Raw genomic sequence first — 23562 nt, forward strand, 5'->3', positions numbered from 1 at the left:
TTTTTTTTCGCCCGTAAACTTCCAGCGTGGAACTGACGATTCTCATGCCTTGCCTGAACGAGGCAAGGACGGTGCAGCAGTGCGTGCGCGAGGCGCGCGGCTTCCTCGACGCGCAGGGGATCAGCGGCGAGGTGCTGGTCGCCGACAACGGGTCGACCGACGGCTCCCAGGCGCTGGCCGGCGCCGCCGGCGCGCGCGTGATCGACGTGCCCCGGCGCGGCTACGGCGCGGCGCTCATCGCCGGCATCGCCGCCGCGAAGGGTGACTACGTGATCATGGGCGACGCGGACCGCAGCTACGACTTCTCGTCGCTGGCCGACTTCGTGGCGCGGCTGCGCGACGGCGCGGCCCTCGTCATGGGCAACCGCTTCCAGGGTGGGATCGCGCCGGGCGCGATGCCTTTCCTCCATCGCCACCTGGGCAACCCGGTCCTGAGCTTCCTGGGGCGCCTGTTCTTCCGCACGCACATCGGCGACTTCCACTGCGGCCTGCGCGGCTTTCGCCGCGACACCATCGAGCAGCTGCGGCTGGTCAGCCCCGGGATGGAGTTCGCCTCGGAGATGATCGCGAAGGCGGCGCTCGCGGGCGTGCGCATCGACGAAGTGCCCACGACCTTGCGGCCCGACGGCCGCGACCGGCCGCCGCACCTGCGCACCTGGCGCGACGGCTGGCGCCACCTGCGCTTCCTGCTCCTGTTCTGCCCGCGCTGGCTGTTCCTCTACCCCGGGCTGTTCCTCCTCGTAGGCGGTTTGCTCGGCTTCGCAGCGCTGCAGCCCACGGGCGCCGCGCCGCGGGTGCACTCGCTGCTGTACATGGCGGCGGCGGTGATCCTGGGCGTTCAGCTCGTGCAGCTGGCCGTGCTGACCAAGTACTTCGGCGTGAGTTCGGGCATCGTCCCGGCGCCGGCCTGGCTCGAGCGGTCCAGGCCGCTGCGCACCGTGGAGACGGGGCTGCTCGTCGGCGGCGCGCTGTTCGTGCTCGGCCTCCTGCTGTCGCTGTTCATCGTGCTGGACTGGGGAGCGACGGGGTTCGGCGCGCTCGATCCCGCCTTCGGCATGCAGGTGGTGATCCCCGCCGTGTCGCTGATGATCGTCGGCATGCAGGCCGTGGCGGGCGCCCTGTTCGCCGGCGCGGCCGAGATCTGCTGGCGCAGCGTCAACGGGGCGGCCGATGCTTGACGAAGGGCGCGCGGCGCCCGCCTGGGTCCTGCGCTGGGAATGGGCGTGGACGGCCGCACTGGCCGCCATCGCGCTGGCGGCGATCCCCTTGTCCATGGGCTACATCGGCCTGAACTGGGACGCGCTGAACCACCACATCTACCTCGGCTGGACCGCGGAGCACCCGCGTTTCGGCCAGGACTGGCTGGCCGCCAGCTACCAGTCCTTCCAGTACCCCTATCTGTACTGGCCCGCCTACCGCCTCGCCGCAGCGGGCACCGACGGCGTTACGGCAGGCGTGGTGCTCGCGGAGCTCAACGTGCTGGTCACGCCCGCGCTGTCGCTGCTCGCCGCAGCCTGCATCCCGGGGCGCGAATGGTTCCACGTCGCCATGCGGCTCATGTCCGTGGCGCTCGCGTTCTCGTCGGCTGTGGTGCTGTCGATGGTGGCGGGCACCGGCAACGACCTGCTGGCGGCCATCCCGCTGGTCTGGGCGATCGCGCTGTCGGTACGCGCGGTGGCCGTCCCGGGCCTGGATGAACGCGCGTTGCTGCGCAGTGCCATTGGGTCGGCGGCGCTCGGGGGCATCGCGACGGCGTTCAAATTGAGCAACGGCGTGATCGTCGTGGTCCTGCCGCTGCTGTGGCTGTGGCCGGGCGACGCATGGCGCCCGCGCCTTGCGCGCACGGTCCTCGCCGGCCTCGTCGCGGCGCTGGCCTTCTTCGTGGCCTATGCGCCCTGGGGCTGGCAGGTGTGGCAGCAAACGGGCAATCCGTTCTACCCGATCGCCGACGATTGGCTGGCCCCGCTGCGCGCCCTCACCGGGTGGCATCGCTGATGGCGCTGATCCGCTTCAGTCCCGACACCTGGGGCGACGCCCTGCTGCGGCCCCTCGCGATGACGGCGCCGGATGCGAACGTGTACGTCGAGATCGCCGCGCCGGACCTGCGGCTGGCGGCGGTGCAAATCCTCGCGCTGGGCCTGCTGCTGCTCTGGACGCGCCTGCGCTCCAAACCGCCGGCGGCCCTTATCGCGCTGCTGGCCTTCGCGGTCGCGTGCATGCCACCGTGGCTGCTCACGAGCGGCAACGGCCGCTACTTCATCCCCATCCTGCTCGCGGCGGGCCCGCTGGCGGTCGGGCTGGTGCTCGCCTTGCCGCTGTCGCGCCGCATGCAGCTGGCGCTGGTGGCCGGCCTGCTCGCCGGCCAGGTGTTCGTCGTCAGCGAGCGGCCGCCCTGGGACGCGTGGGCGTGGTCGTCGTGGGGCCAGGGCAATTACTTCCAGGTGGACGTGCCGAAGGCGGACGACCCGCGCCCGGTCACCTACGTCACGCTCTCGAGCATCAGCTATTCGCTGATCGCGCCGCAGTTTCCGCCGCAGTCGCGCTGGATCAACGTCGCGTCGGTCGGCGAGGGACGGCGCGACACGGCATGGGGCCGCGAGTTCATCGCGCGCTCGCCCGGCCCCATCCGGCTGCTCGCGCCCACCATCCCCGGCCAGCTCGACGCGCAGGGCCTCCCGATCCCCGACGTGCGCGATGCGCTCGACAAGCTGCTGGCTCCGCACGGCCTCGCGCTGGCCGGCGCCGACGCCTGCACCTTGCTGCGGTCCGGCGGGCTGCGTTCGATCGGCACGCATGCCGGCCGCGAGCCGCCGAAGGAGCCCGTGGGCTTCTGGCAGTGCTCGCTCAAGCGCCAGGACGCCGTGAACCCCGTGCCGCAGGAGCCGGTTTCGCCGCAGGCGCTGCAGGCGCTGGCGAAGGTCGAGCAGATGTGCCCGCGCTTCTTCCAGCATGGCGAAGGCGTGCTGCGCATCCCGCACGGCGTCGTGCGCCACTACCCGGATTCGGACATGAAGGTCTACGTGCTGAACGACGGCCGCGTGCTCTACAAGTTCTGGCGCGCGCTCAACCCCGTGGAGATCGGCACCGTGGCGGGCCTCCTCGACGGCACCACGAAGTTCGACTGCAGCTTCATCCGCGGGCGCAGCGGGCTGCCGTGGAACCGGGAGATCTGAGTGCAGGTGCGCCGCATCCTGCTGGACTGCACCTACACGCGCCTGCAACCGCGCGCTGTCGGCATCACGCGGACGGTGCGGCGGCTGGCCGAGGAACTGCCGGCTGTCGCGCGCGCGCAAGGCGCCGACTTCGTCTGCGTCGCCTTCGACGGCGACGGCTTCCGCGACGCCGGTGCGCTCGCGCCCCTCGCCGGCGACGAGGCCCGGCCAGCGGCGCTGCGGGCCGCCACCGGCCCGTTGAAGCGGGTGGTCGAGAACATCCTGCGGCTGCCCTGGCCCCTGGTCCGGCCGGCGTGGGCGTTGGCATCGGGCGTGTCGTTTCGCGAGGCCGTTGCATCGCGGAAGCGGATCGCGTTCGCGCCCGGCGACGTGCTGGTTCTCGCCGACGCCAGCTGGAACTACGCGGTCGACAAGGGCGCGCGCCAGGCGCGCCGCAGCGGCGCCGCCGTCGTGGGCGTGATCTACGACCTGATGCCCTTGCAGGCGCCGCAGTTCTGCCTGCCCTGGGTGCGTGGGGCTTTCGCCGACTGGTTGAGGCGGCTGGTGGGCGGCAGCGACGCGCTGCTGTGCGACTCGCGCTTCACGCTCGAGAGCGTGCGCGAGGCGGCGCGCCGCCATGGCTGGGAGATGCCGCCGGCGGATTCGTTCCGGCTCGGCTGCGACGTGCCCGTCGCCTCCGATGGCAGCGTGCGCGATGACCTGCGCGCTTTCCTGCAGCATCCGCGCTGCTACGCGGTGCTGGGGTCGTTCGAGCCGAAGAAGAACCATGCGCTGGTCGTCGCTGCCTTCGAAGACGCGTGGCGCCGCGGCTGCGACGCCCGGCTGCTCGTCATCGGCCGCAGGACCGGCGAGTGCCGCGACGTGGTCGAACGGCTCGAACGCCATGCGCGCGAGGCCGCCCGGGTGATGCTGGTCGACGACGCGAACGACACGGAGGTCGCGCACGCGTACCGCCATTGCCGCGCGCTCGTGGTCCCCTCGCTGTACGAAGGCTTCGGCCTGCCGCTGGTTGAAGCCCGTACGGCCGGCTGTCCCGTCCTCGCGAGCGACCTGCCGGTGTTCCGCGAGATCGCCGACGCGGGCGTGCGCTGGTTCGACCCGCGCGACGCGTCGCAATTGGCAGGGCTGCTGATCGACGACGCGTCCGGCGGCGCCGCGGCCGTGCCCGCGATGCCCGCCTTCAGCTGGCGCGACAGCGCGCGGCAATGCGTGGAGCGGATCGGGGCGCTCCTGCCGGCGCCCGGTGGTGGCGTATCCTTGCTGGGGAGCAGCACCCCATGATCATCGTTCGCACGCCCTTGCGCGTCAGCCTTTTCGGCGGCGGGACGGACTTCCCCGAATTCTTCTCGCGCCACGGCGGCGCCGTCCTCGGCACCGCCATCGACAAGTACATCTATCACACGGTGTCGCACCTGCCGTCCTGGCTGTTCGACCACAAGATCCGCTTTTCCTACCGCAAGGTGGAACTGGCACCGGACCTCGAAAGCGTCGAGCACACGCCCTTCCGCGAAATCCTGCGCTATTGCGGCGTCGAGCGCGACGTCGAGGTGAACCTCGCGTCGGACCTGCCGTCGTTCAGCGGCCTGGGTTCCTCGTCGAGCTTCAGCGTCGGACTGATCAAGGGCCTGCGCGCGCTGCAGGGCCGCGCCATCGGGCAGGAGGAACTCGCGCGCTGCGCGATCCACGTCGAACGCGACGTGCTGCGGGAAACGGTGGGCCTGCAGGACCAGGTCTTCGCCGCCTGCGGCGGGCTCAACCTCGTGCGCTTTTCCGGCAACGGCGAATTCAACGTCGAGCGCATCGCGATCTCGCCCGACCGCATGCGCGCCCTCAACGACAGCATGCTGCTGTACTTTACGGGCCTGACGCGCAAGGCGCAGGAAGTCGAGAAGGCCAAGCTCGGCAAGCTCGCGTCGAACGAAGCGACGCTCAAGTCGATGCTCGCGCTGGTCGAGGAAGCACACCGCGTCCTCGTCGGAAATGGTGACGTGGGCGCGCTGGGCGAACTGCTGCACGCGAACTGGCTGGAAAAGCGCAAGCTCGACGCCTCGGTGAGCGCGCCGGAGATCGACAGCCTGTACGACCGCGCGATGAAGGCGGGCGCGCTCGGCGGCAAGCTGCTGGGTGCGGGCGGCGGCGGCTTCATGCTGCTGCTGGTGCCGCCTTCGCGCCAGGCGCAGGTGCGCGCGGCCCTCGCGAGCCACCATGAAGTCAAGATCGGCATCAACGCGCCGGGAAGCACCGTCGTCCATGCCTGAATTCCAACGGAGCCAAGAGTGAACATCCTCGTGACCGGCGGCGCCGGCTACATCGGTTCGGTGCTGGTGCCGCGCCTGCTGCAGGCAGGCCACAGCGTCACCGTGCTGGACAACTTCATGTTCGGCCAGTCGTCGCTCGCCGACGCCTGCGGCTGGGACACCTTCGACGTCGTGCGCGGCGACTGCCGCGACCGCGAGCTGGTCAAGAAGCTGATGGCGCGCGCCGACACCGTCATCCCGCTGGCCGCTCTGGTGGGCGCGCCCATGTGCAAGATCGACCCGCTGGGCGCGCAGACGATCAATCAGGATGCGGTGGAGATGGTGTGCGAACTCGCGAGCCGCGAGCAGCGCATCCTGATGCCCGTGTCGAACAGCGGCTACGGCATCGGCGAGAAGGACAAGGCGTGCACGGAGGACAGCCCTTTGCGCCCCCTGTCGCTGTACGGCATCACCAAGGTGAACGCCGAGACGGCGGTCCTGCAGCGCGAGAACAGCCTGACCTTCCGGCTCGCCACGGTGTTCGGCATGTCGCCGCGCATGCGGATGGACCTGCTGGTCAACGACTTCACCTACCGCGCGGTGCACGACCGCGCGCTGCTCGTGTTCGAGGGGCACTTCACGCGCAACTACATCCACGTGCAGGACGTCGCGCGGGCCTTCCTGCATGCATTGCAGAATTTCGAGTCGATGCGCGGCCGTGCGTACAACGTTGGGCTGGACGACGCCAACCTCACGAAGATCCAGCTGTGCCAGGTGATCCAGAAGCACGTGCCCGGCTTCGTCTACGTCGAGGCGCCCATCGGCGAAGACCCCGACAAGCGCGACTACATCGTGTCGAATGCGCGCCTCGCGTCGACCGGGTTCAAGCCCGAGTGGGGCCTGGACCGGGGCATCCGCGAACTGCTCAAGGGCTACACCATCCTGCGCAACGTGCGCTATGGGAACGTCTGAGTGACGAACGCGGCGCCGCGGGTGGCCGTGGTCCTTGCCGGGGGGCTGGGCACGCGCGTGCGGCACCTGCTGGGCGCGCTGCCGAAACCGCTCGCGCCGGTGGCGGGCCGGCCTTTCCTCGAATGGGTCCTGCGCTACCTGCATGGCCAGGGCGTGCAGCGCGCAATCCTCTCAGCCGGCTACGGCGCCGCACAGATTTCGGATTTCGCCGCGGGCCTGCAGCTGCGCGGCATGCAGGTGGACGTGGCCGCCGAGCCTGAACCCCTGGGCACTGCCGGTGGCTTCCTGCATGCGTGGCACGCCTTGCGGCCCGAGGGCGCCGACGTGCTGGTCCTCAATGGCGATTCGCTCGCGCTCGCGGATCTCGCGCCGCTGGGCGCGGCCTTGACGAACGCCGCCGCGGCGATGCTGGCCGTGCAAGTCGATGACGCCTCGCGCTACGGCAGCCTGGCCGTCGACGCGCAGGCGCGCTTGAAAGGCTTCGCGGAAAAGCGCGCGGGCGCGGGGGCCGGGCTCGTCAACGCGGGTGTCTACCTGTTCTCGCGCGCCGCCGTCGATGCATTTCCCCCGCGCCGGCCCCTGAGCTTCGAGACGGACGTCTTCCCCGCGCTGCTGGGTGAAGGGCGTCCCGTGCAGGTGGTCGCGGCGGCCTGTCCCTTCCTCGACATCGGCACGGAGGCGTCGATGGCGCAGGCCGGCCGCTTCATCACGGACAATCGCCACTGGTTCGGCGACTGACACCATGGACTGCCGCGTTTGCGATTCGAATGACCTCGAGCCGGTGCTCGACCTCGGCGAACAGCCGTGGTGCAACCATTTCCTGAAGCCCGAGGAAGCCGGCCACGAGCCGTATTACCCCTTGCGCGTCCTGCGCTGCCGCAGCTGCGCCACGGCGCAGCTCGATTACACGGTGCGCAAGGAGGTCATGTTCGGCGACCACACCTACCTCTCGGGCGTGACGAAGTCGCTGTCGGCGCATTTCCGCAGCGTGGCCGAGGAGGTCGACCGCCGCTTTGGCGCCGGGCGCAGCGACAAGGCCGTGCTCGACATCGGCTCCAACGACGGCACCCAGCTGAAGCACTTCCAGGCACTGGGCTGGGACGTGCTGGGCGTCGAATCGTCCGCGGGCACCGCGCGCCGCGCCAACGAGGCGGGCGTGAAGACCGTGAACGCTTTCTTCAACCTGCCGACCTTGCGCAGCCTGGGGCGGCGCTTCGACGCGATCAACGCCGCGGGCGTGTTCTTCCACCTGGAGGAGCTGCACTCGGTCACCGACGCCATCCGCGAAGGCTTGAAGGACGACGGCGTCTTCGTCGTGCAGTTCCTGTACATGAAGACCATCATGGAGAACCTGGCGTTCGACCAGGTCTACCACGAGCACCTGCTGTACTACACGCTCGAGACGATCGAGGTGCTGCTGCAGCGGCACGGGCTGTCGATGTTCGATGCCTGGCTCGCGCCCATCCACGGCGGCTCCATCATCGGCTTCGTGTCGCACAAGGGAACGCGCGCCACCAGCGAGCGGCTGCAGGAGCTGCGCCGCCGCGAAAGCGAGAGCGGCTGCAACACGGCCGCTGCCTACCACCGCTTCGCGCAGCAGGTGCAGGAGGTCAAGGCGCGCGACCTCGCCTACCTGCGCGCCGCGCGCGCGCAGGGCAAGCGGGTGTTCGGCTTCGGCGCGCCCGTCAAGGGGAACACGCTGCTCAACTTCTTCGGCATAGGCCCCGACCTGATCGAGTGCCTGGTGGAGAAAAACGAGCTGCGCCGCGGCCTCGTCTCGCCCGGCATGCACATCCCGCTGCGCATGGAATCCGACATCGACGTGCCGCCCGACATCTACTACGTGCTGGCGTGGAATTTCAAGCAGGAAATCCTCGCCAACAACCGCGAGCTCCTCGAGCGCGGGGTCGAGTTCTACTTCCCTGTGGACCCGCAGCCATGACGCGCATCCTCGTGACTGGCGGCACCGGCTTCCTCGGCACGCACCTGTGCGAGCGCCTGCGCGAGCGCGGCGATGCGCCCGTGGCGCTCGGCTCCAGGGACTGCGACCTCACGCGCCAAGGGTCGCTCGACGCGCTGCCCGCGCAGCGCTGGGACGTGATCTACCACCTGGCGGCGTGGACACAGGCGGGCGACTTCTGCCTGCGCCACCCGGGCGAGCAGTGGGTCATCAACCAGCAGATCAACACGCAGGTGCTCGAGTGGTGGCAGCGTGCGCAGCCGCAGGCGAAGCTGGTCTTCATGGGCACGAGCTGCGCCTACGCGCCCGAGATGCCGCTGGTCGAGGCCAACTACATGGTCGGCGAGCCGATCGAGAGCCTGTACACGTATGCCATGACCAAGCGCATGCTGCTGCAGGGCGCGCGCGCCCTGGCGGCGCAGTACGGCCTGCGCTACCTGTGCCTCGTGCCGTCGACGCTTTACGGGCCCGGCTACCACGTGGACGGCCGCCAGATGCATTTCATCTTCGACCTGATCCGCAAGATCCTGCGCGGCAAGGACCTGGGCGAGCCGGTCGTGCTGTGGGGCGACGGGCACCAGCGACGCGAGGTCGTGTTCATCGACGATTTCGTGGACGCGACCCTGGCGCTCGCGCCGCGCGTGGACAACGAGCTCGTGAACCTCGGCGCCGGCCGCGAGCATTCCATCCGCGAGTTCGTCGATGCCATCTGCCGCGTCGTCGGCTATGACGCGGCGCAGGTGCAGTACGACACGAGCCGCTACGTCGGCGCGCGCTCCAAGTTCCTGGACACGGCCAAGGTGCAGGGCCTGCTGCCGGGGTTCCCGGGCACGGGCCTGGACGAGGGCCTGCGCCGCACCATCGCCTGGTTCCGCGAGCAGCGGATCCACCTGCGGTGACCGCCGCGCGCGGGGACGGGCAGCAGGGCTCGGGCCTCGCGCGCACGGCGCTGCGCGTCGCGCTGTTCAACGCCACCGCGAACGCCTTGCTGCTCGTCGGCAACACGTATGCCGCGCGCTGCCTCGGTGCTGTCAACGTGGGCATCGGCGCGCAGGTGCAGGTCGGCGTGCAGCAGGCCGCGCTGGCCTTCAACGGGGGCCTGGAGATGACCAGCGTGCGCGCCATTGCCTCGGGGCAGGAGTCCGCCGCGACCGTGGCGCGCGCGGTCCTGGCCTTCCGGCTGGCGGTCGCCGTGCCCCTCGCCCTCGCCTGGATGGCCTGGGCGCTGGCGACGCAGGAGCCCGGCGTCGTGCGCACGGCGTGGCTGCTCGGCGGGCCGCTGCTGGTGATCGCCGCGGTGCAATTGCCTTTCGTGTTCCAGGCCACCGAGCGGATGCCGCGCTGGTCGGCGCTCACGGCGATGTCCGCTTTGCTCGTCGCCGGCGCCTACGCCTTGTTCTTCCGCCCCGGCATGCCGGCGGGGTCGGACCTGTGGGTGCTCGTTGCCGTCGGCACGGTCATGGCGGCGGTGTCCGTCACGCAGGCCTTCGCCGGGGTGCACGCGGCAGCGCCTGCGCCGGGCATGCGCTGGCGCGACACGGGCGCGGTGGCCGTGCGCCTAATCGCGCAAAGCTGGCGCTACTGGCTGCTCGCGCTCCTGATCTTCGTCTACACCGCGTTGCCGGTGCTCCTGGTCGCCCGCATGCAGGGCGACGCCGCGGCGGGTGTGTTGCGCGTGTGCCTGCAGCTGGCCAGCGGCCTGGAGCTCGTGTTCGCCAGCATCAACGGCCTCCTGTTGCCGCGGCTGGTGCGCGCGCGCGAGGAAGGCGAACACGTCCTGCGCGCGCAACAGCGTTCCTACCTTCGCACGCACATCGCCCTCGCCGTCGGTGCGCTGGTCGTGGCGGCGCTGGCCGCGCCGTTCGTGTTCGACCGCTTCCTCGGGCCGCAATTCCAGGAAGGCACCGCGCCCTTCGTCGTGCTGGCGCTCTCACGCGCGGTGGTCTTCGTGGGGCAGCTCGCGGTGTGGGGCGTGATCGCGTTGCGGCTGGACGGCGTGCTGCTCGCGGCCACGGCGTGCGGCGCCCTGACCAGCCTGGCGCTCAACCTCGCGCTCATCCCCGGTCATTCGCTGCTCGGGGCAGCCTGGGCGTCGGTTGCCGCCGAAGCGGTGATCGTCTCTCTCTGCTGGCTCGGGCAGAGGCGCTACCGGGTCGTGCCGGCCTGAGCGGTCATCCGCCGGCGGCGCGCACCGACTGCAGCGCGCGCGCGTACGACGCTTCGCAGTGGTAGGCCGCGTAGTGCGCGCGCATGGCATCGAGCCTCGCGCGCAATCCGGCGTCGCCGCGCAAGGTCGCCAGCATCGCCGGGATGCGCGCGGGCTCGCGCCAGTCGAGCGCGAGTTCCGCGACGCCGTGCCGCTCGAGCTCCTGCGCCATCCAGGTGCCGGCCGTCACCAGCGGGATGCTGCCGGCGACCACGGCCTCGGCGAAGATGCCCGATGTCGAGTAGCGGTAGCGTGCCGGCTCGTAGGGCAGCAGCACGTAGTCGGCGGTGCCCAGCCAGCGGCCGTAGGCGGCATCGTCGATGCGCGAAGGGATCTTTTCGACACGCACGGCGCCGCCCCCGCCGACGTCGGCATCCTGCGCGACGACCAGGCGCACCGGCCGCGAACCCGTGTCGTGCGCGGCGGCGAAGGCCTGGATCGGCGCCAGCCCCTTCTCGGGCCGCGGCGCACCGGGCCACCAGCACACGATCTCGCCGTCGCCCTTCGGGCCCGGCGGTGACGGCGCCACCCGCGTGTGGGGGATCGGCATGACGTGCGCCTGCAGGCCCAGGTGGCCTTGCAGCTCGCGCGCGAGCGGCTCGCTGTCGGTGAGGAGCCGGAAGCGGTCCTGCCACTCGCGCGCGATTCGCCGCGCTGCCCAGGCATACGCACGGCCCATGATCCCGGCGGAGCGCAGATCCTGGCGGAACATCAGCCAGAACTGCAGCCGCTCGCGTGGCAAGGAACGGATGCCGCGCGCGGCCGCGAGCAGCTGGGGCCCGTTGAAACGCTCCAGGAAGACGACGGCGTCGCGGTCCGCCCGTTCGAGCCGTGGTGCGACCGCCTGGTGCAGCGACGCGGCGAAGCGCTGCCCGTCCGCCACCAGCCGTTGCGGCCGCAGCGCGCGCACCGCCGCGGGCAGGCCCGCCGCCAGGTCGCCGGGCTCGAGCACGGCATGCCAGCCCGGCGGGAGGGCGTCGATGCCATGGTCACGCGGGACGAGCGCTTCATGGTCCCAGCCCGCCTGCCGGGCCGCCTCGGCCACACTCAGGTGGTAACCGTAGACGTGCCCGGTCCCCGCATGCAGCTCCGGCAGGACCGAGAGGAGGACAGGGGGGTTCAAGCGCCTTGCTGGCCGGGAATGCCGACGATGTGCGGCGGGTCGAAGGGATTGTCGGGCCGCGCGCCGAAGCGCAGCAGGTCCGCGCGGCCGTATTCGGCCGCGATGCGCTCGGCCAGCGCGCGGATCGTCACCGGGACGCCCGAGCAGACGTTCACGGCGCCTTCGACGCCGGAGAGCGTGGTGTCGACGATCATGCGTGCGGCGTCGGCCACGTCCATGTAGTCGCGCACCTGGTCGCCTCGCGTCAGGTCCACGGGCTGGCCGGCCTGCAGGCGCGAGCGCAGCTGCGGCACGAGGCGGCGCGGATCCTCGCCTTCGCCATACAGGTAGAACAGGCGGCACCATGCGAACGACACGCCCAGCGGCGGCAGGTTCTGCGACAGGGCGAGGAAAGCCGCCGCCTTGGCCCCTGCGTAGGGCGTCTGCGGCCGCAGCGGCGCGTGAGTGGACAGCGGGACCGCCGAGACCTCGTACTCGAAGCACGTGCCCACACCCACGATCCGGCGCGCGCCCGCCGCGGCGGCGCCTTGCGCCAGCCGCAGCGTGCCTGCCAGGCAGTCGATGTTCTTCGGGGAGCCGAGGTATTGGCCCGGCTCGGCATACCAGGCCGCGTGCACGACGGTGTCCATCCCTGCGCAGGCCGAGGCCCACCACGAAGCCGGCTCACCGAAAAGGTCCGGCGTGGTCACGACCGAATGCAGGCCCTCGCGATCCTCCAGGCGGTGTTGGGAACCGTCGCGCACCGCGACGCGCACCGCCGCGCCGCGCCGCCGCAGTTCGCGCAGGACCTGCCTGCCCACGAAGCCCGTGGCGCCGGTGAGAAGCACCGTTCCCATGCGCCGATTATGCGGTGGGGGCGAGCGCGGCCCGGGCGAGCGCGGCCGAACGTTCCCACGTGTACTGGGCGCTGTGCGCGATGCCGCGCCGCGCCAGTTCCGCGCGCAGCGCGCCGTCGTCCACGAGCCGGTCGATCGCTTCGGCGATGGCCTCCACGCGCAGCGGGTCCACCAGCAGCGCAGCCCCGCCACCCGCGATCTCCGCTGTGGCGGTGGCGTCCGAGGTGATCACGGGCGTGCCGCTGGCCATCGCCTCCACCACCGGCAGCCCGAATCCCTCGTACAGCGACGGGAAGACCAGCGCCGTGGCGCCGCGGTAGATCGCGGCCAGCCGCGCGTCGTCCGCGGGGCCTGTGAACTGCACTTGGCCATGCACGCCGTGCGCGCGGATGTGCGCGGCGGTTTCGGCGTCGGCGTGGCCGGTGAACAGCAACTGGTGCGTGGCGCGCGCGCGCGAATGCGCGAAGGCGGCCACGAGCCGCTCGACGTTCTTGTGGCTGGCGCGCCGCCCCACGTGCAGCAGGTAGGGAAAGCCGGGTTCGTGCCTCGTGCCGTCCGGGGTGAACACCTCCGACACGCCCGTGCCCACGTTGACCACCCGCTCCTCGGGCACGCCGGTCCATTCCAGCACGTCGCGCCGGGAGAACTCCGAGATCGTCAGGATGCGCTCGGCCCGGCGCGCCCCCGGCCGTACCACGGTGCGGTAGTACAGTCGCCGCACCGGCGTGGACTCGCTGGCCACCCGCAGGTGGATCAGGTCGCACATCGTGAAGACCACGGGCACGGGGCTGTACAGTGGCGGGTTGAAGCCGGGCGAGAAGTAGCGGCCGCCGCGCAGGCGCGAGGCGGCCAGCGTGCAGGCGAGGGGATCGACGGGCGACAGCTTGCCGCCGGCAATGCGCAGCGGCACCGTCCCCGGCAGCCGCCGGAACAACTCCTGGGCGAAGCGGCCGATGCCGTGTTCGCCGAACCAGCGCGTATCGAAATGGATGACGGTTTGCACGGACAGACAGTATCGGATGGTAAGGCAGCCGTCGTGCACGAGTGGCTCACCGAATGGGGCGGCTCCGAGGACTGCCTGCGCGCCATCCTGCAATGCCTGCCGCAGGCGCAGGTGTTCGCCACCATCGACTTCCTCTCGGAAGCCAACCGCCGGCGCCTGGGCGCGGCGGCCATCCGCACCACCTTCCTGCAGAAATTCCCCGGCGCGCGCACGCGCTTCTGGAACTACCTGCCCATCACCGCGCTGGCGGTGGAGTCGCACGACCTGCGCGACGCGCAGGTGATCGTCTCCAGCTCGCATGCCTTCGCCAAGGGCGTGATCACCACCGCCGAACAGCTGCACCTGAGCTACGTGTACTCGCCCATGCGCTATGCCTGGGACCTGCACCACCAGTACCTGGAGGACTACGGGCTGCAGCGTGGCGTGAAGGGCATGCTGGCGCGCTACATGTTCCACCGCCTGCGCCAGTGGGACCGCGCCAGCGCCAACAACGTCGATGCGTTCATGGCCATCTCGCACCACGTGCGCCGCCGCATCTGGCGCGCCTACCGGCGGCCCGCGCGCGTGGTCTACCCGCCCGTGGCGGTGGACCGCTTCGCGCTGCAGGAGCGCAAGGAGGACCACTACGTCACGGTGTCGCGCCTGGTGTCGTACAAGCGCGTGGACCTCATGCTCGAAGCCTTCCGCCAGCTGCCCGACCGCAAGCTGGTGGTCATCGGCGACGGGCCCGAGGCGGCGAAGCTGCGGGCGCGCTGCCCGCCCAACGTCACGCTGATGGGCTGGCAGCCGCACGAGGTGGTGCAGCAGCAGCTGGGCGCGGCGCGCGCCTTCATCTTCGCGGCGCAGGAGGACTTCGGCATCTCGCCCGTGGAGGCCCAGGCCTGCGGCACGCCCGTCATCGCCTACGGCGTGGGCGGCTCGGAAGAGACGGTGCGCGACGTGCGCACGCAGGCGCAGCCCACCGGCCTGCTGTTCGACGCGCAGACGCCGGCGGCCCTGGCCGCCGCGGTGCGCGACTTCGACACGCACGCCACCGCCATCGACCCGCACGCCTGCCGCGCCTGGGCCGAGACCTTTGCCGAGCCGCGCTTCCGCCGCGAGTTCGCGGAGTGCCTGGCGCTGGCGCTCGATGCCTTCCGGCGCGACCCGGCGCAGGTCGAAGCCGCCGTCGTCCGTGGCTGAAACGCCGCGCCCGTCCGCCGCCGCGCTGGCGCCGCTGGCGGTCGGCGCCTTCCTGCTGCTGCCCTGGCTGTGGCCGTTCGCGCCGGGGCCGTCCAGCGCCATCGTTCCGTGGCTGGCCGGGGCCACGTGCGCGATCGCCGCGAACGTCCTCACCGGCTGCGCCTTCAGCCGCGCGGCTCTGCTGGCCATCGCCGTGCTCGTGCCGCTGGGCGCGTGGCAGGCCCTGTCGCCCCTGGAGCCGGCGGCGCTGGGCGGTGCGCTGGCCGTGATCGGCCTGGCCGCCGGCGTCGGCGCGTGGGCGCAGCGCGAGTCGCAAGTGCGCACGCTGGCCGCAGCGTGGTGGATCGCCGCGGCGCTGAGCACCGCGATGGCCTTGCTGCAGTACTTCGCGCTGTCGGGCGCGCTCGCACCGTGGGTGAGCGCGACGGAAGCGGGCACGGCCTACGCCAACCTGCGCCAGCGCAACCAGTTCGCCTCGCTCACCGCGATCGGCCTCGCGGTGGTGCTGTGGCAGGTGCGGGGCGGCTGGCGCCTCGCATTTGCGGTGCCGCTGGCCGTGTGGTTCGGCATCGGCAACGCGGCGTCGGCTTCGCGCACGGGCCTGGTCGAGTTCCTGGCGCTCGCTGCTCTGGCGATGCTGTGGCCGACGCGCTCGCGGGCGCAGGCCCTGGTCGCGTCGAGCGCGATCGGCGCGTACGCGGCCGCGGCCGTGCTGCTGCCCTGGCTGCTGGCGGTCGCGTCGGGCGTGACCAGCGTGAGCCTGTGGGAGCGCGTGACCGGCCCCGAAGCCTGCGGCAGCCGCTCCATCCTGTGGTCCAACATCGCGCACCTGGTGCGCGAACGCCCCTGGGGCGGCTGGGGCTGGGGCGAACTCGACTACGCGCACCTGATGACGCTGTACCCCGGCGCGCGCTTCTGCGACATCCTCGACAACGCGCACGACCTGCCCTTGCACCTGGCGGTGGAGCTCGGCTTGCCCGCGGCGCTGCTCGTGATCGCCGCGGCCGCGGTGGTGCTGGTGCGCGCGCAGCCCTGGCGCGAGGCCGGCAGCGACCGCCAGCTGGCCTGGGGCGTGCTCGCCGTCGTGGCGATGCACAGCCTGCTCGAGTACCCGCTCTGGTATGCGCCTTTCCAGGTCGCGCTGGGCCTGGCGATCGGCGTGCTGTGGCCGCGCGACAGCACGCCGCTTGCGGGCGAGAAGCTGGCCGTCGTCGTGCCCACGGCCCTGGCGGTGCTGGTCGGCTATGCCGCCTGGGACTACCTGCGCGTGAGCCAGATCTACCTGGCGCCCGAGGACCGCCTGGCGGCCTACCGCGAGGACCCGCTGCCGCACATCCGCGCCTCGTGGCTGTTCCGCGAGTACGCATCGTTCGCCGAACTCACCATCACCCCGCTCACGCGCAACAACGCGCGCTGGACCTACGAAACGTCACTCGCCATGCTGCACTACTCGCCCGAGCCGCGCGTGATCGAGAAGGCGATCGAAAGCGCCACCATGATCGGTGAGCGCGACGCGGCGACGGCGCTGCTGGCGCGCTTTCGCATCGCGTTCCCGAAGGAGCATGCGCTGTGGCTGAAGACGCAGGCGGGCGTCGTCAGGAATTGACGAAGCTGCCCGACTTGCCGCCGTGCTTCTCGCGCACGCGCACGTCGGTGATCGTCATGCCCCGGTCTACGGCCTTGCACATGTCGTAGACGGTCAGCAGCGCCACCTGCACGGCGGTGAGCGCCTCCATCTCCACGCCGGTCGGCCCCACCGTCTCGACGGTCGCGGTGCAGTCGATGGCGTTCGCGTCGCGCACGACGGCGAAATCGACGGCCACGCGCGTGAGCGCCAGCGGATGGCACAGGGGGATGAGCTCGCTGGTCTTCTTGGCGGCCTGGATGCCGGCGATACGGGCGACCCCCAGCACGTCGCCCTTCTTGGCGTTGCCGCCCTCAACGAGCGCCAGCGTGGCGGGCTGCATCACGATGCGCCCGCTCGCCACCGCCACACGGTGCGTCGCGGCCTTGCCGGCGACGTCCACCATGTGGGCCTGTCCTTGGGCGTCGAAATGGGTGAGGGAACTCATGGCTGCCAAACGGCTCGCACGTGACGGTTACGTTTCCTTCACGTGCGTCATGCATCATACGGCCATGGTCATCGGTCAGGAACGGCTGCGCGCCGCGCTGGTCCACCTCGCCATCAGCGCGGGGATCGCCGCGCTGGCGGCCACGCTGGTCTTCGCGCTCTGGTACCCCTATCCCTACCGCGACATCTCGGGCGGCCGCGAGCTGTTCCTGATCGTCACCGGCGTCGACGTGATCCTGGGGCCGCTCATCACGCTGACCATCTTCAACCTCGCCAAGCCGCGGCGCGAGCTCGTCCTGGACCTGTCGGTGGTCGCCTGCATCCAGCTCGCCGCGCTCGGCTACGGCCTGTGGACCGTGGCCGTCGCGCGACCCGTGCACATGGTGTTCGAGTTCGACCGGCTGCGCGTCGTGCACGGCGTCGACGTGCCCGAGGACCTGCTGGCGCAGACGCCGCCGGGGGTGCAGGCCGAACCCTGGGGCGGGCCCACGCTGCTCGCGGTGCGGCCCTTCCGCGACGCCAACGAGAACATGCAGGCCACGCTCGTGGCGATGCAAGGCATCCAGCTCGCCGCGCGGCCCGACCTGTGGCAGCCCTACGACCAGGCGCGGCCGCGCGTGACGGCGGCGGCGCAGCCGGTCGAGGCGCTGCGGCGCCGCATGCCCGCCAAGGCGCCGGCGCTGGACGCCGCGCTCGCCAGCCTGGGGCGCGACGCGGCCCGCACCAAGTACCTGCCGCTCGTCTCGCGCAAGCTCGCCTGGGTGGCCTTCATCGAGCCGGCCACCGGCGACGTCGTCGGCTTCGCGCCGGTGGACCCGTACTGATGCGACCGCGCCGCCTCGCCTGCGCCCTCCTCGCGGCCCTGGTCGCGATGGCGCCCCCGGTCTCGGCGCAACTGCCCACGCTGGGTGGCGGCGGCGACCTGTCGGTGTCGGCCGAACGCAAGCTGGGCATGCAGGTGGCCAAGGAGCTGTACCGCGACCCCGACTACATCGAAGACCCGGTGCTCGACGAGTACGTGCTCGGGATCTGGAAGCGCCTGCTGGCGGCGGCGCGCACGCGCGGCGACCTCGGCTCCGACATCGACGAGCGCTTCGCCTGGGACGTGCTGCTCGGCAAGGACCGCACGATCAACGCGTTCGCGCTGCCCGGCGGGTGGCTGGGGCTGAACCTGGGCCTGATCAGCGCCACCACCAGCGCCGACGAGCTCGCCGCGGTGCTCGGGCACGAACTGACGCACGTCACGCAGCGCCACATCTCGCGGATGATGGCGCAGGAAAAGAAGAACATGCCGATCCTGCTCGGCGCCATGATCCTCGGGGCCCTCGCGGCGGGCCGCAACGCCGACGCCGCGCAGGCCGCGATGGTCGGCGGCCAGGCCCTGTTCATGCAGAACCAGCTCAATTACACGCGCGACATGGAGCGCGAGGCCGACCGCATCGGCCTGCAGGTGGCGACGCAGGCCGGCTTCGAGCCGCAGGGCATGGCGTCGATGTTCGAGAAGCTGCAGGCGGCCACGCGCCTGAGCGACAACGGCTCCTATCCCTACCTGCGCTCGCACCCGATGACGACCGAGCGCATCGCCGAAGTGCACCAGCGCATGCAACTGGCCGCGCCCGGCGCGGCGCGCACGCCCGACATGCTGCACCTGATGATGGCCGGCCGCGCCAAGGTGCTGTCCGAACCGGGCGTGGACATGCTGCGCAGCTTCACGACGGCCGACGCCACGCGCGCCGATCCCGCGAGCCGCGCGCGCGAGGCCGGCGCGCTGTACGCGGCGGCGCTCGCGCAGTCGAAGCTGCGCGATGCGCGCGCGGCGCAGGCGCTGTTGCCGCGCCTGGCGCAACTCGCCGCGGGCAACGAAGAGACGGCGCGGCAGGCGCGCCTGCTGGCCGCCGAGATCGCGCTGGCCGCGGGCGATGCCCAGCCGGCGCTGGCGCTCGCCGACCCCGCGCGGCCCGAGCTGGTGCTGTCGTCGCAGGCGCGCATGCGCAGCGGGCAGGCCGGGGCCGCGGCCGAACGGCTGCAGACCTTCGTCTCGCTCAACCCCAGGGACGCCTACATGTGGCAGCTGCTGGCGCAGGCCCATGCCGCGCAGGGGCAGACGTTGCGGGCGGTGCGTGCCGAGGCCGAAGTGCAGGCCGCGCGCCTGGACTGGCAGGCGGCGCTGGACCGGCTGCGCGCCGCGCAGGAGCTGCTGCGCCGCGGCACCAGCGCGCGCGACCACATCGAGGCGTCGATCATCGACGCCCGCGCGCGCGAGATGCAGTCACTTCTTCGCGAACAGGCTCTCGAGCGCTGAGTCGACGATCAGCCCGAGCACCGAGTACATCAGCGAGCCGATGAAGGCGGCGAGGAAGCCGCGCACCTGGAAGCCGTCGAGCAGCTCGGCCGCCGCCCAGAACATCAGGGCGTTGATGATGAAGAGGAACAGCCCCACGGTCAGCACCGTGACCGGCAGCGTGAGCACCACCAGCACCGGCCGCACGATGGTGTTCAGCAGGCCGAGGACGAAGGCCGCAAGCATCGCCGAGCCGAAGCTCTTGACCACCACGCCTTCGTAGACGTAGGCGACGAAGAGCAGCGCCGAGGCAAGGAGCAGCCACTTCGCGAGGATCTTCAGCATGGGCGCGGTTATACACCGCGCCCATGGCGGGGCGCGAGCCCCTAGTCGGCGGCGAGCAGCAGCACGGCGCCCATGCCGGCGACGGCCGCGGGCACCTCCCACTGGCCCTTGTTGCCGCCCGGTTGCTGCTGTTCCTCCGAGACCGGCGCCAGCGGCTGGCCGAATTTCGGCCGGCGCGCGTCGAGCACGTGCACGGCGGCGTGCTGGCGCACGAGGTCCTGCGTCAGCTCCGGCAGCGGGCCCTTGGCGATCACGCGCACCGTCGTGTGCCCGCGCTTGCGCAGGATCGGCTCGACCTGCGCGAAGATCGCGCCCGACCACTTCTCGCGCCAGGCCTTGCGGGCCGCGTGCGTCAGCCACTTGCTCACGTGGTGCGCCATGCGCGGCGGGCAGGCGACCAGCACCCAGCGGGACGCGGGCGCGCCCTCCGTGCAGGCCATCGGCGCGAGCTGCTGCAGCGCCCAGTCGGCTTCGTCGATGTAGACGATGATGGTTTCCATGGTCGTTGCTCCTTGTTGTCAGGCGTTGATGGAGGGGCGGTGGGAGACACGGGTCGCGGCCCAGTGGCCGGCGGCAAGCACACCGGCGATCGCGGCGGCGTAGGTGAGCCAGCGCAGCGCCGCTTCGTCGAAGATCTCGTCGAGCATGGGCTCGTGGATGATCATTCGCGCGGCGGTCCAGGCCAGGACGGCGGCGCCGGCGTGGATGATCAGCGGGAAGCGCTCGACCAGCTTGAGCACGACGGTGCTGCCGAAGACGACGATGGGCACGCTGACCACCAGGCCGATGATCACGAGGATGAAGTCGCCGTGCGCGGCGCCGGCGACACCCAGCACGTTGTCGACGCCCATGAGCGCGTCGGCGATGACGATGGTCTTCATCGCGCCCCAGAAAGAGGTCGCGGGCACGCCGTGGTCCTTGTCTTCCGAAGGTTCGGCCAGCAGCTTGTAGGCGATCCACAGCAGGCCGATGCCGCCTGCCAGCATCAGGCCGGGCACGCGCAGGAGCCAGACGACGCCGACGGTCATGGCGGCGCGCACGACGATGGCGCCGACGGTGCCCCAGACGATGGCCCGTTTCTTGAGCGTGCTGGGCAGGTTCCGGGCGGCCAGCGCGATGACGATCGCGTTGTCCCCGGCCAGTACAAGGTCGATGAGGATGATGGCGGCCAGCGCCGACCACCACGCGGTGGTGAAGAATTCCATGCGAACGTTTCTCCTGTTGTCCGAGCGTTTTTCAGCCCGTGCAGGATCGGTCGCAGGCGCAAAAAAACCCTCGACCGAACCCACGCGGGTTCCCAGTCGAAGGTCTTGCTCGGCAGGAGTATGTTGGAATGGCCCGGCGCGCCGGAGGCCCTCGCAGGCCTCGTAATGACGACATCGCCGAATTGGAGCTACTCCCCTTCGTGTGACCATTACAGCACAAACGGGGGGTGCCGGGGTGTACGTGTTTCCACTCGGCGCTACCATTGTCCCGATGGCCGGCATCCACATCACGGACATCGAGGCCGCCATCAACCACTGGCGGGCCCTCAAGCCCTCGCCCGACGGCATCACGCTGGCGCCGGAGCTGCGCGCGCTGGCCGAGGTGTACGCGCTCATGGTGTACCACCGCTTCGACGAAGCGGATGAGCACGGCATGCCGCGCGACGCCTACGAAGCGTGGAAAGCCTGGTACCAGACGACGCCCGACACGCCCTGCATCGCGATCTGTTCGACCAGCCAGGGCGACGAACAGTGCAAGGGCTGCGGCCGCACCTTCGAGGAGGTGAAGCTCTGGGGCGAAATGACGCCCGCCGAAAAGCGCGTCACGTGGCGACGCATCACGCTGCACGGCGGCGCCTGGCGCTTCAACCGCTACGCCGAGCGGGTCCTGAAGAAAGCCGCCTGATGCTGCGGCTGACCCGGGCGCCCAACATCGCGATCTGCGCGCTCTGGGTCGATGCCCTGCGGCAGGCCGGCATCGAGGCGACCATGCAGCGCTACTACCTGGGCGCCATCGCCGGCGACCTGCCGCCCGACCAGTGCCTGCCCGAGGTGTGGCTCATGCACGAGGAGCAGGAGGCGCAGGCGCGCACGCTGCTTCACGACCTCGCGCGGGTGCCGCAGCGGCGCTGGCTCTGCGGTTGCGGCGAGATGGTCGAGGGCGGCTTCGAGCAGTGCTGGAGCTGCGGCGCCTGGATGCCTACTTGAGGCGCTGCGGCTCGACGTCGACGCTGGTGCGCGAATCGCCCAGCATCAGGTGCCCTTCCTGGATCGTGGCCTGCAGCTGCATCGTTCGCTGCGCCAGTGCTTCGAGCGCCTGCGACTGCGCGGCCGGGATGCGCCACACCGCCAGGTGCGCCAGCCGCGCGAGCTTCCCCTCGATGCCGCGCCACCAGATCTCCGCCGCATTCGAATAGGCGTACACCGCCACCGCGTCGGCCTGCGAGCAAGCCTTCGCGACCGGCCGGTCCTCGGGCTGGCCCACTTCGATCCACAGGCGCGTGCGGCCCGTGAAGTCGCGCAGCACCACGTCCGGGTCTTCGGGCGTGGACAGCCCGGCGCCGAAACCGAGCGTCGCGTCGCCGTTGCACACGGTCTGCACCGCGTGCGCGTTCAGCGCGAACGCCGCGAGGCGCACCATCATGCGTTCGTCGGTCTCGCTCGGGTGGCGCGCGATGGTGAGCGCGTGGTCGGCGTAGTAGCCGTGGTCGATGTCGGCAACGGCCAGCGTTGCCTTGAAGACGGTGGACTTCAGCGCCACGGCTTCAGCAGCGCCGTGCGAGTTCGGCGGCCTTGCCGACGTAGCTGGCCGGTGTCATCGCCAGCAGGCGCTCCTTCTCGACCTGCGGGATGTCGAGGCTGCGCACGAGCGCGTGCAGGTCCTCCGCGCGCACCGACTTGCCGCGCGTGGCTTCCTTGAGCTTCTCGTAGGCGCCCTGCAGGTGGAAGCGCCGCATGACGGTCTGGATCGGCTCGGCCAGCACTTCCCAGGCATTCGCCAGGTCGGCGTCGATGGCCTCGCGGTTCAATTCCAGCTTGCCCAGGCCCACGTGCATCGAGTGGTAGCCGAGCAGCGCGTAACCGAGCGCCACGCCCATGTTGCGCAGGACCGTGGAGTCCGTCAGGTCGCGCTGCCAGCGCGAAATCGGCAGCTTCTCCGACAGGTGCTTGAGCAGCGCGTTGGCCAGGCCGAAATTGCCCTCGGCGTTCTCGAAGTCGATCGGGTTGACCTTGTGCGGCATCGTCGACGAGCCGATCTCGCCCTCGCGCAGGCGCTGCTTGAAGTAGCCCAGGCTGATGTAGCCCCACACGTCGCGCGCGAAGTCCACCAGGATGGTGTCGGCGCGCGCGACGGCGTCGAAGAACTCCGCCATGTAGTCGTGCGGCTCGATCTGGATGCTGTAGGGCTGGAACACGAGGCCCAGGCCCAGCGGCTCGGGCGTCTCCACCACCTTGCGCGCGAAAGCTTCCCAGTCGAAGTCGGGCCAGGCGGCAATGTGTGCGTTGTAGTTGCCCACCGCGCCGTTCATCTTGCCCAGCAGCTTGACCGCGGCGATCTTCTCGCGCGCAGCGGCCAGGCGCACGACCACGTTGGCGATCTCCTTGCCCACGGTGGTGGGGCTGGCGGTCTGGCCGTGCGTGCGCGACAGCATGGGCACGTCGGCGTAGGCGTGCGCCATGTCGCGCAGCGTGGACACCAGCGCGTCCAGCGCCGGCAGCAGCACCTGGTCGCGCGCGCCCTTGAGCTGCAGCGCGTGGCTGGTGTTGTTGATGTCCTCGCTGGTGCAGGCGAAGTGCACGAACTCGCTTGCGGATTTCAGCTCGGGGCGTGCCTCGAACTTCGACTTGACCCAGTACTCCACGGCCTTGACGTCGTGGTTGGTGGTCTTCTCGATCTCCTTGATGGCGCGCGCGTCGGCCTCGGAGAAGTTCTTCACCAGCCCGAGCAGGTAGGTGCGGGCGCCGGGCGTGAGCGGCTTGAACTCGGCGAAGCCGGCGTCCGACAGGGCGATGAACCAGCACACCTCGACCTGCACGCGCTTGTGCATGTAGCCGTGCTCGCTCATCAGCGGGCGCAGCGGCGCGAGGCGGGCGGCGTAGCGGCCGTCCAACGGCGACAGCGCGGAGATGGTCGAAAGCGTCATGCCCCGATTTTAGGAGGGTCACATGACACGCCCGGGCGCGAGCC

The 23562-nt window shown here is 70.9% G+C and carries 25 protein-coding genes; 16 read left to right on the forward strand and 9 right to left on the reverse strand.

The features are described 5' to 3' along the window. The first annotated feature begins 26 nt into the window (after nt 1-26). Genes WG903_RS04340 through WG903_RS04385 form a run of 10 tightly spaced genes read left to right on the forward strand, consistent with a single transcriptional unit; the run spans nt 27 to nt 10509 of the window. Nucleotides 27-1178, forward strand: a complete 1152-nt coding sequence (locus WG903_RS04340) for a glycosyltransferase family 2 protein (protein WP_340072996.1) — start codon at nt 27-29, stop codon at nt 1176-1178. Next, nucleotides 1171-1995 (forward strand): hypothetical protein, encoded by an 825-nt coding sequence (locus WG903_RS04345; protein ID WP_340072997.1) that lies wholly within the window; start codon nt 1171-1173, stop codon nt 1993-1995. Before WG903_RS04340 ends, WG903_RS04345 begins: the two co-directional genes overlap by 8 nt. Continuing rightward, the gene (locus WG903_RS04350; protein ID WP_340072998.1) at nt 1995-3173 is read left to right on the forward strand and encodes a hypothetical protein; all 1179 of its coding nucleotides are present in this window, start codon (nt 1995-1997) and stop codon (nt 3171-3173) included. The genes WG903_RS04345 and WG903_RS04350 overlap by 1 nt, the downstream gene beginning before the upstream one ends. Continuing rightward, nucleotides 3174-4454, forward strand: a complete 1281-nt coding sequence (locus tag WG903_RS04355; protein WP_340072999.1) for a glycosyltransferase family 4 protein — start codon at nt 3174-3176, stop codon at nt 4452-4454. It abuts the gene before it with no gap. Next, a complete protein-coding gene (locus WG903_RS04360) occupies nt 4451-5431 on the forward strand; it encodes a GHMP family kinase ATP-binding protein (RefSeq protein WP_340073000.1) in 981 nt (326 codons plus the stop codon). Before WG903_RS04355 ends, WG903_RS04360 begins: the two co-directional genes overlap by 4 nt. A gap of 18 nt (nt 5432-5449) precedes the next feature. After that, nucleotides 5450-6382, forward strand: coding sequence for an NAD-dependent epimerase/dehydratase family protein (locus WG903_RS04365; RefSeq protein ID WP_340073001.1), 933 nt, complete (start codon nt 5450-5452; stop codon nt 6380-6382). After that, a complete protein-coding gene (locus tag WG903_RS04370; RefSeq protein ID WP_340073002.1) occupies nt 6383-7120 on the forward strand; it encodes a sugar phosphate nucleotidyltransferase in 738 nt (245 codons plus the stop codon). A 4-nt stretch (nt 7121-7124) separates the two neighbouring features. Continuing rightward, nucleotides 7125-8324 carry a class I SAM-dependent methyltransferase gene (locus WG903_RS04375; protein ID WP_340073003.1) on the forward strand — a complete coding sequence of 400 codons (1200 nt, stop codon included), beginning with the start codon at nt 7125-7127 and terminating at the stop codon, nt 8322-8324. Beyond that, nucleotides 8321-9241: an NAD-dependent epimerase/dehydratase family protein gene (locus WG903_RS04380; RefSeq protein WP_340073004.1), complete on the forward strand. Its 921-nt coding sequence runs from the start codon at nt 8321-8323 to the stop codon at nt 9239-9241. Before WG903_RS04375 ends, WG903_RS04380 begins: the two co-directional genes overlap by 4 nt. Beyond that, the gene (locus WG903_RS04385; RefSeq protein ID WP_340073005.1) at nt 9238-10509 is read left to right on the forward strand and encodes a lipopolysaccharide biosynthesis protein; all 1272 of its coding nucleotides are present in this window, start codon (nt 9238-9240) and stop codon (nt 10507-10509) included. Before WG903_RS04380 ends, WG903_RS04385 begins: the two co-directional genes overlap by 4 nt. Nucleotides 10510-10513: 4 nt before the next feature. On the opposite strand, the gene WG903_RS04390 is transcribed toward WG903_RS04385, so the two are convergent. Genes WG903_RS04390 through WG903_RS04400 form a run of 3 tightly spaced genes read right to left on the reverse strand, consistent with a single transcriptional unit; the run spans nt 10514 to nt 13510 of the window. Further along, nucleotides 10514-11671, reverse strand: a complete 1158-nt coding sequence (locus WG903_RS04390; RefSeq protein ID WP_340073006.1) for a hypothetical protein — start codon at nt 11669-11671, stop codon at nt 10514-10516. Further along, the gene (locus tag WG903_RS04395; protein ID WP_340073007.1) at nt 11668-12507 is read right to left on the reverse strand and encodes an NAD-dependent epimerase/dehydratase family protein; all 840 of its coding nucleotides are present in this window, start codon (nt 12505-12507) and stop codon (nt 11668-11670) included. The genes WG903_RS04390 and WG903_RS04395 overlap by 4 nt, the downstream gene beginning before the upstream one ends. Nucleotides 12508-12514: 7 nt before the next feature. After that, entirely contained in the window at nt 12515-13510 is a 996-nt protein-coding gene (locus WG903_RS04400; RefSeq protein WP_340073008.1) for a glycosyltransferase family 4 protein, read from the reverse strand. 33 nt (nt 13511-13543) lie between these two features. Here WG903_RS04400 and WG903_RS04405 point away from each other — a divergent pair, with 33 nt between their 5' ends. Next, a complete protein-coding gene (locus tag WG903_RS04405; protein WP_340073009.1) occupies nt 13544-14692 on the forward strand; it encodes a glycosyltransferase in 1149 nt (382 codons plus the stop codon). After that, nucleotides 14685-16298, forward strand: coding sequence for a PglL family O-oligosaccharyltransferase (locus WG903_RS04410; RefSeq protein WP_340073010.1), 1614 nt, complete (start codon nt 14685-14687; stop codon nt 16296-16298). The genes WG903_RS04405 and WG903_RS04410 overlap by 8 nt, the downstream gene beginning before the upstream one ends. On the opposite strand, the gene moaC is transcribed toward WG903_RS04410, so the two are convergent. Beyond that, on the reverse strand, nt 16288-16764 hold the full coding sequence (moaC, locus tag WG903_RS04415; RefSeq protein WP_340073011.1) for a cyclic pyranopterin monophosphate synthase MoaC: 477 nt from the start codon (nt 16762-16764) through the stop codon (nt 16288-16290). The two genes, WG903_RS04410 and moaC, sit on opposite strands and share 11 nt — an antisense overlap. A 64-nt stretch (nt 16765-16828) precedes the next feature. On the opposite strand from moaC, the gene tfpZ reads away from it, so the two are divergent. Together tfpZ and WG903_RS04425 are read left to right on the forward strand one after the other, a co-directional pair. Further along, nucleotides 16829-17587, forward strand: a complete 759-nt coding sequence (gene tfpZ, locus WG903_RS04420; RefSeq protein WP_340073012.1) for a TfpX/TfpZ family type IV pilin accessory protein — start codon at nt 16829-16831, stop codon at nt 17585-17587. Then, complete coding sequence (locus tag WG903_RS04425; protein WP_340073013.1) at nt 17587-19065, forward strand: M48 family metalloprotease; 1479 nt, start codon at nt 17587-17589, stop codon at nt 19063-19065. The genes tfpZ and WG903_RS04425 overlap by 1 nt, the downstream gene beginning before the upstream one ends. Here WG903_RS04425 and WG903_RS04430 read toward each other — a convergent pair. From WG903_RS04430 to WG903_RS04440, 3 genes are read right to left on the reverse strand one after another with little or no spacing between them, the layout of a single operon-like run. Further along, the gene (locus WG903_RS04430; protein ID WP_340073014.1) at nt 19033-19389 is read right to left on the reverse strand and encodes a phage holin family protein; all 357 of its coding nucleotides are present in this window, start codon (nt 19387-19389) and stop codon (nt 19033-19035) included. The genes WG903_RS04425 and WG903_RS04430 overlap by 33 nt on opposite strands. A 41-nt stretch (nt 19390-19430) precedes the next feature. Further along, the gene (locus WG903_RS04435) at nt 19431-19889 is read right to left on the reverse strand and encodes a hypothetical protein (RefSeq protein WP_340073015.1); all 459 of its coding nucleotides are present in this window, start codon (nt 19887-19889) and stop codon (nt 19431-19433) included. An 18-nt stretch (nt 19890-19907) separates the two neighbouring features. Then, nucleotides 19908-20594, reverse strand: a complete 687-nt coding sequence (locus WG903_RS04440; RefSeq protein WP_340073016.1) for a TerC family protein — start codon at nt 20592-20594, stop codon at nt 19908-19910. A 271-nt stretch (nt 20595-20865) separates the two neighbouring features. On the opposite strand from WG903_RS04440, the gene WG903_RS04445 reads away from it, so the two are divergent. Further along, nucleotides 20866-21279, forward strand: coding sequence for a DUF3717 domain-containing protein (locus WG903_RS04445; RefSeq protein WP_340073017.1), 414 nt, complete (start codon nt 20866-20868; stop codon nt 21277-21279). Beyond that, nucleotides 21279-21581, forward strand: a complete 303-nt coding sequence (locus WG903_RS04450) for a DUF2007 domain-containing protein (protein ID WP_340073018.1) — start codon at nt 21279-21281, stop codon at nt 21579-21581. The genes WG903_RS04445 and WG903_RS04450 overlap by 1 nt, the downstream gene beginning before the upstream one ends. Here WG903_RS04450 and WG903_RS04455 read toward each other — a convergent pair. Together WG903_RS04455 and purB are read right to left on the reverse strand one after the other, a co-directional pair. Continuing rightward, the gene (locus WG903_RS04455; RefSeq protein WP_340073019.1) at nt 21574-22134 is read right to left on the reverse strand and encodes a YaeQ family protein; all 561 of its coding nucleotides are present in this window, start codon (nt 22132-22134) and stop codon (nt 21574-21576) included. The two genes, WG903_RS04450 and WG903_RS04455, sit on opposite strands and share 8 nt — an antisense overlap. A 4-nt stretch (nt 22135-22138) precedes the next feature. Further along, complete coding sequence (purB, locus tag WG903_RS04460) at nt 22139-23518, reverse strand: adenylosuccinate lyase (protein ID WP_340073020.1); 1380 nt, start codon at nt 23516-23518, stop codon at nt 22139-22141. Nucleotides 23519-23562: the final 44 nt, after the last annotated feature.

The organism is Ramlibacter sp. PS4R-6 (assembly GCF_037572775.1).
Classification (GTDB): domain Bacteria; phylum Pseudomonadota; class Gammaproteobacteria; order Burkholderiales; family Burkholderiaceae_C; genus Ramlibacter.

Bases quoted from the DNA above. Each gene is read 5' to 3' on its own strand.
- WG903_RS04345 (WP_340072997.1), top strand. From the start codon at position 1,171: ATGCTTGACGAAGGGCGCGCGGCGCCCGCCTGGGTCCTGCGCTGGGAA.
- WG903_RS04350 (WP_340072998.1), top strand. From the start codon at position 1,995: ATGGCGCTGATCCGCTTCAGTCCCGACACCTGGGGCGACGCCCTGCTG.
- WG903_RS04360 (WP_340073000.1), top strand. From the start codon at position 4,451: ATGATCATCGTTCGCACGCCCTTGCGCGTCAGCCTTTTCGGCGGCGGG.
- WG903_RS04375 (WP_340073003.1), top strand. From the start codon at position 7,125: ATGGACTGCCGCGTTTGCGATTCGAATGACCTCGAGCCGGTGCTCGAC.
- WG903_RS04380 (WP_340073004.1), top strand. From the start codon at position 8,321: ATGACGCGCATCCTCGTGACTGGCGGCACCGGCTTCCTCGGCACGCAC.
- WG903_RS04395 (WP_340073007.1), bottom strand. From the start codon at position 12,507: ATGGGAACGGTGCTTCTCACCGGCGCCACGGGCTTCGTGGGCAGGCAG.
- moaC (WP_340073011.1), bottom strand. From the start codon at position 16,764: ATGAGTTCCCTCACCCATTTCGACGCCCAAGGACAGGCCCACATGGTG.
- tfpZ (WP_340073012.1), top strand. From the start codon at position 16,829: ATGGTCATCGGTCAGGAACGGCTGCGCGCCGCGCTGGTCCACCTCGCC.
- WG903_RS04425 (WP_340073013.1), top strand. From the start codon at position 17,587: ATGCGACCGCGCCGCCTCGCCTGCGCCCTCCTCGCGGCCCTGGTCGCG.
- WG903_RS04430 (WP_340073014.1), bottom strand. From the start codon at position 19,389: ATGCTGAAGATCCTCGCGAAGTGGCTGCTCCTTGCCTCGGCGCTGCTC.
- WG903_RS04435 (WP_340073015.1), bottom strand. From the start codon at position 19,889: ATGGAAACCATCATCGTCTACATCGACGAAGCCGACTGGGCGCTGCAG.
- WG903_RS04440 (WP_340073016.1), bottom strand. From the start codon at position 20,594: ATGGAATTCTTCACCACCGCGTGGTGGTCGGCGCTGGCCGCCATCATC.
- WG903_RS04445 (WP_340073017.1), top strand. From the start codon at position 20,866: ATGGCCGGCATCCACATCACGGACATCGAGGCCGCCATCAACCACTGG.
- WG903_RS04450 (WP_340073018.1), top strand. From the start codon at position 21,279: ATGCTGCGGCTGACCCGGGCGCCCAACATCGCGATCTGCGCGCTCTGG.
- purB (WP_340073020.1), bottom strand. From the start codon at position 23,518: ATGACGCTTTCGACCATCTCCGCGCTGTCGCCGTTGGACGGCCGCTAC.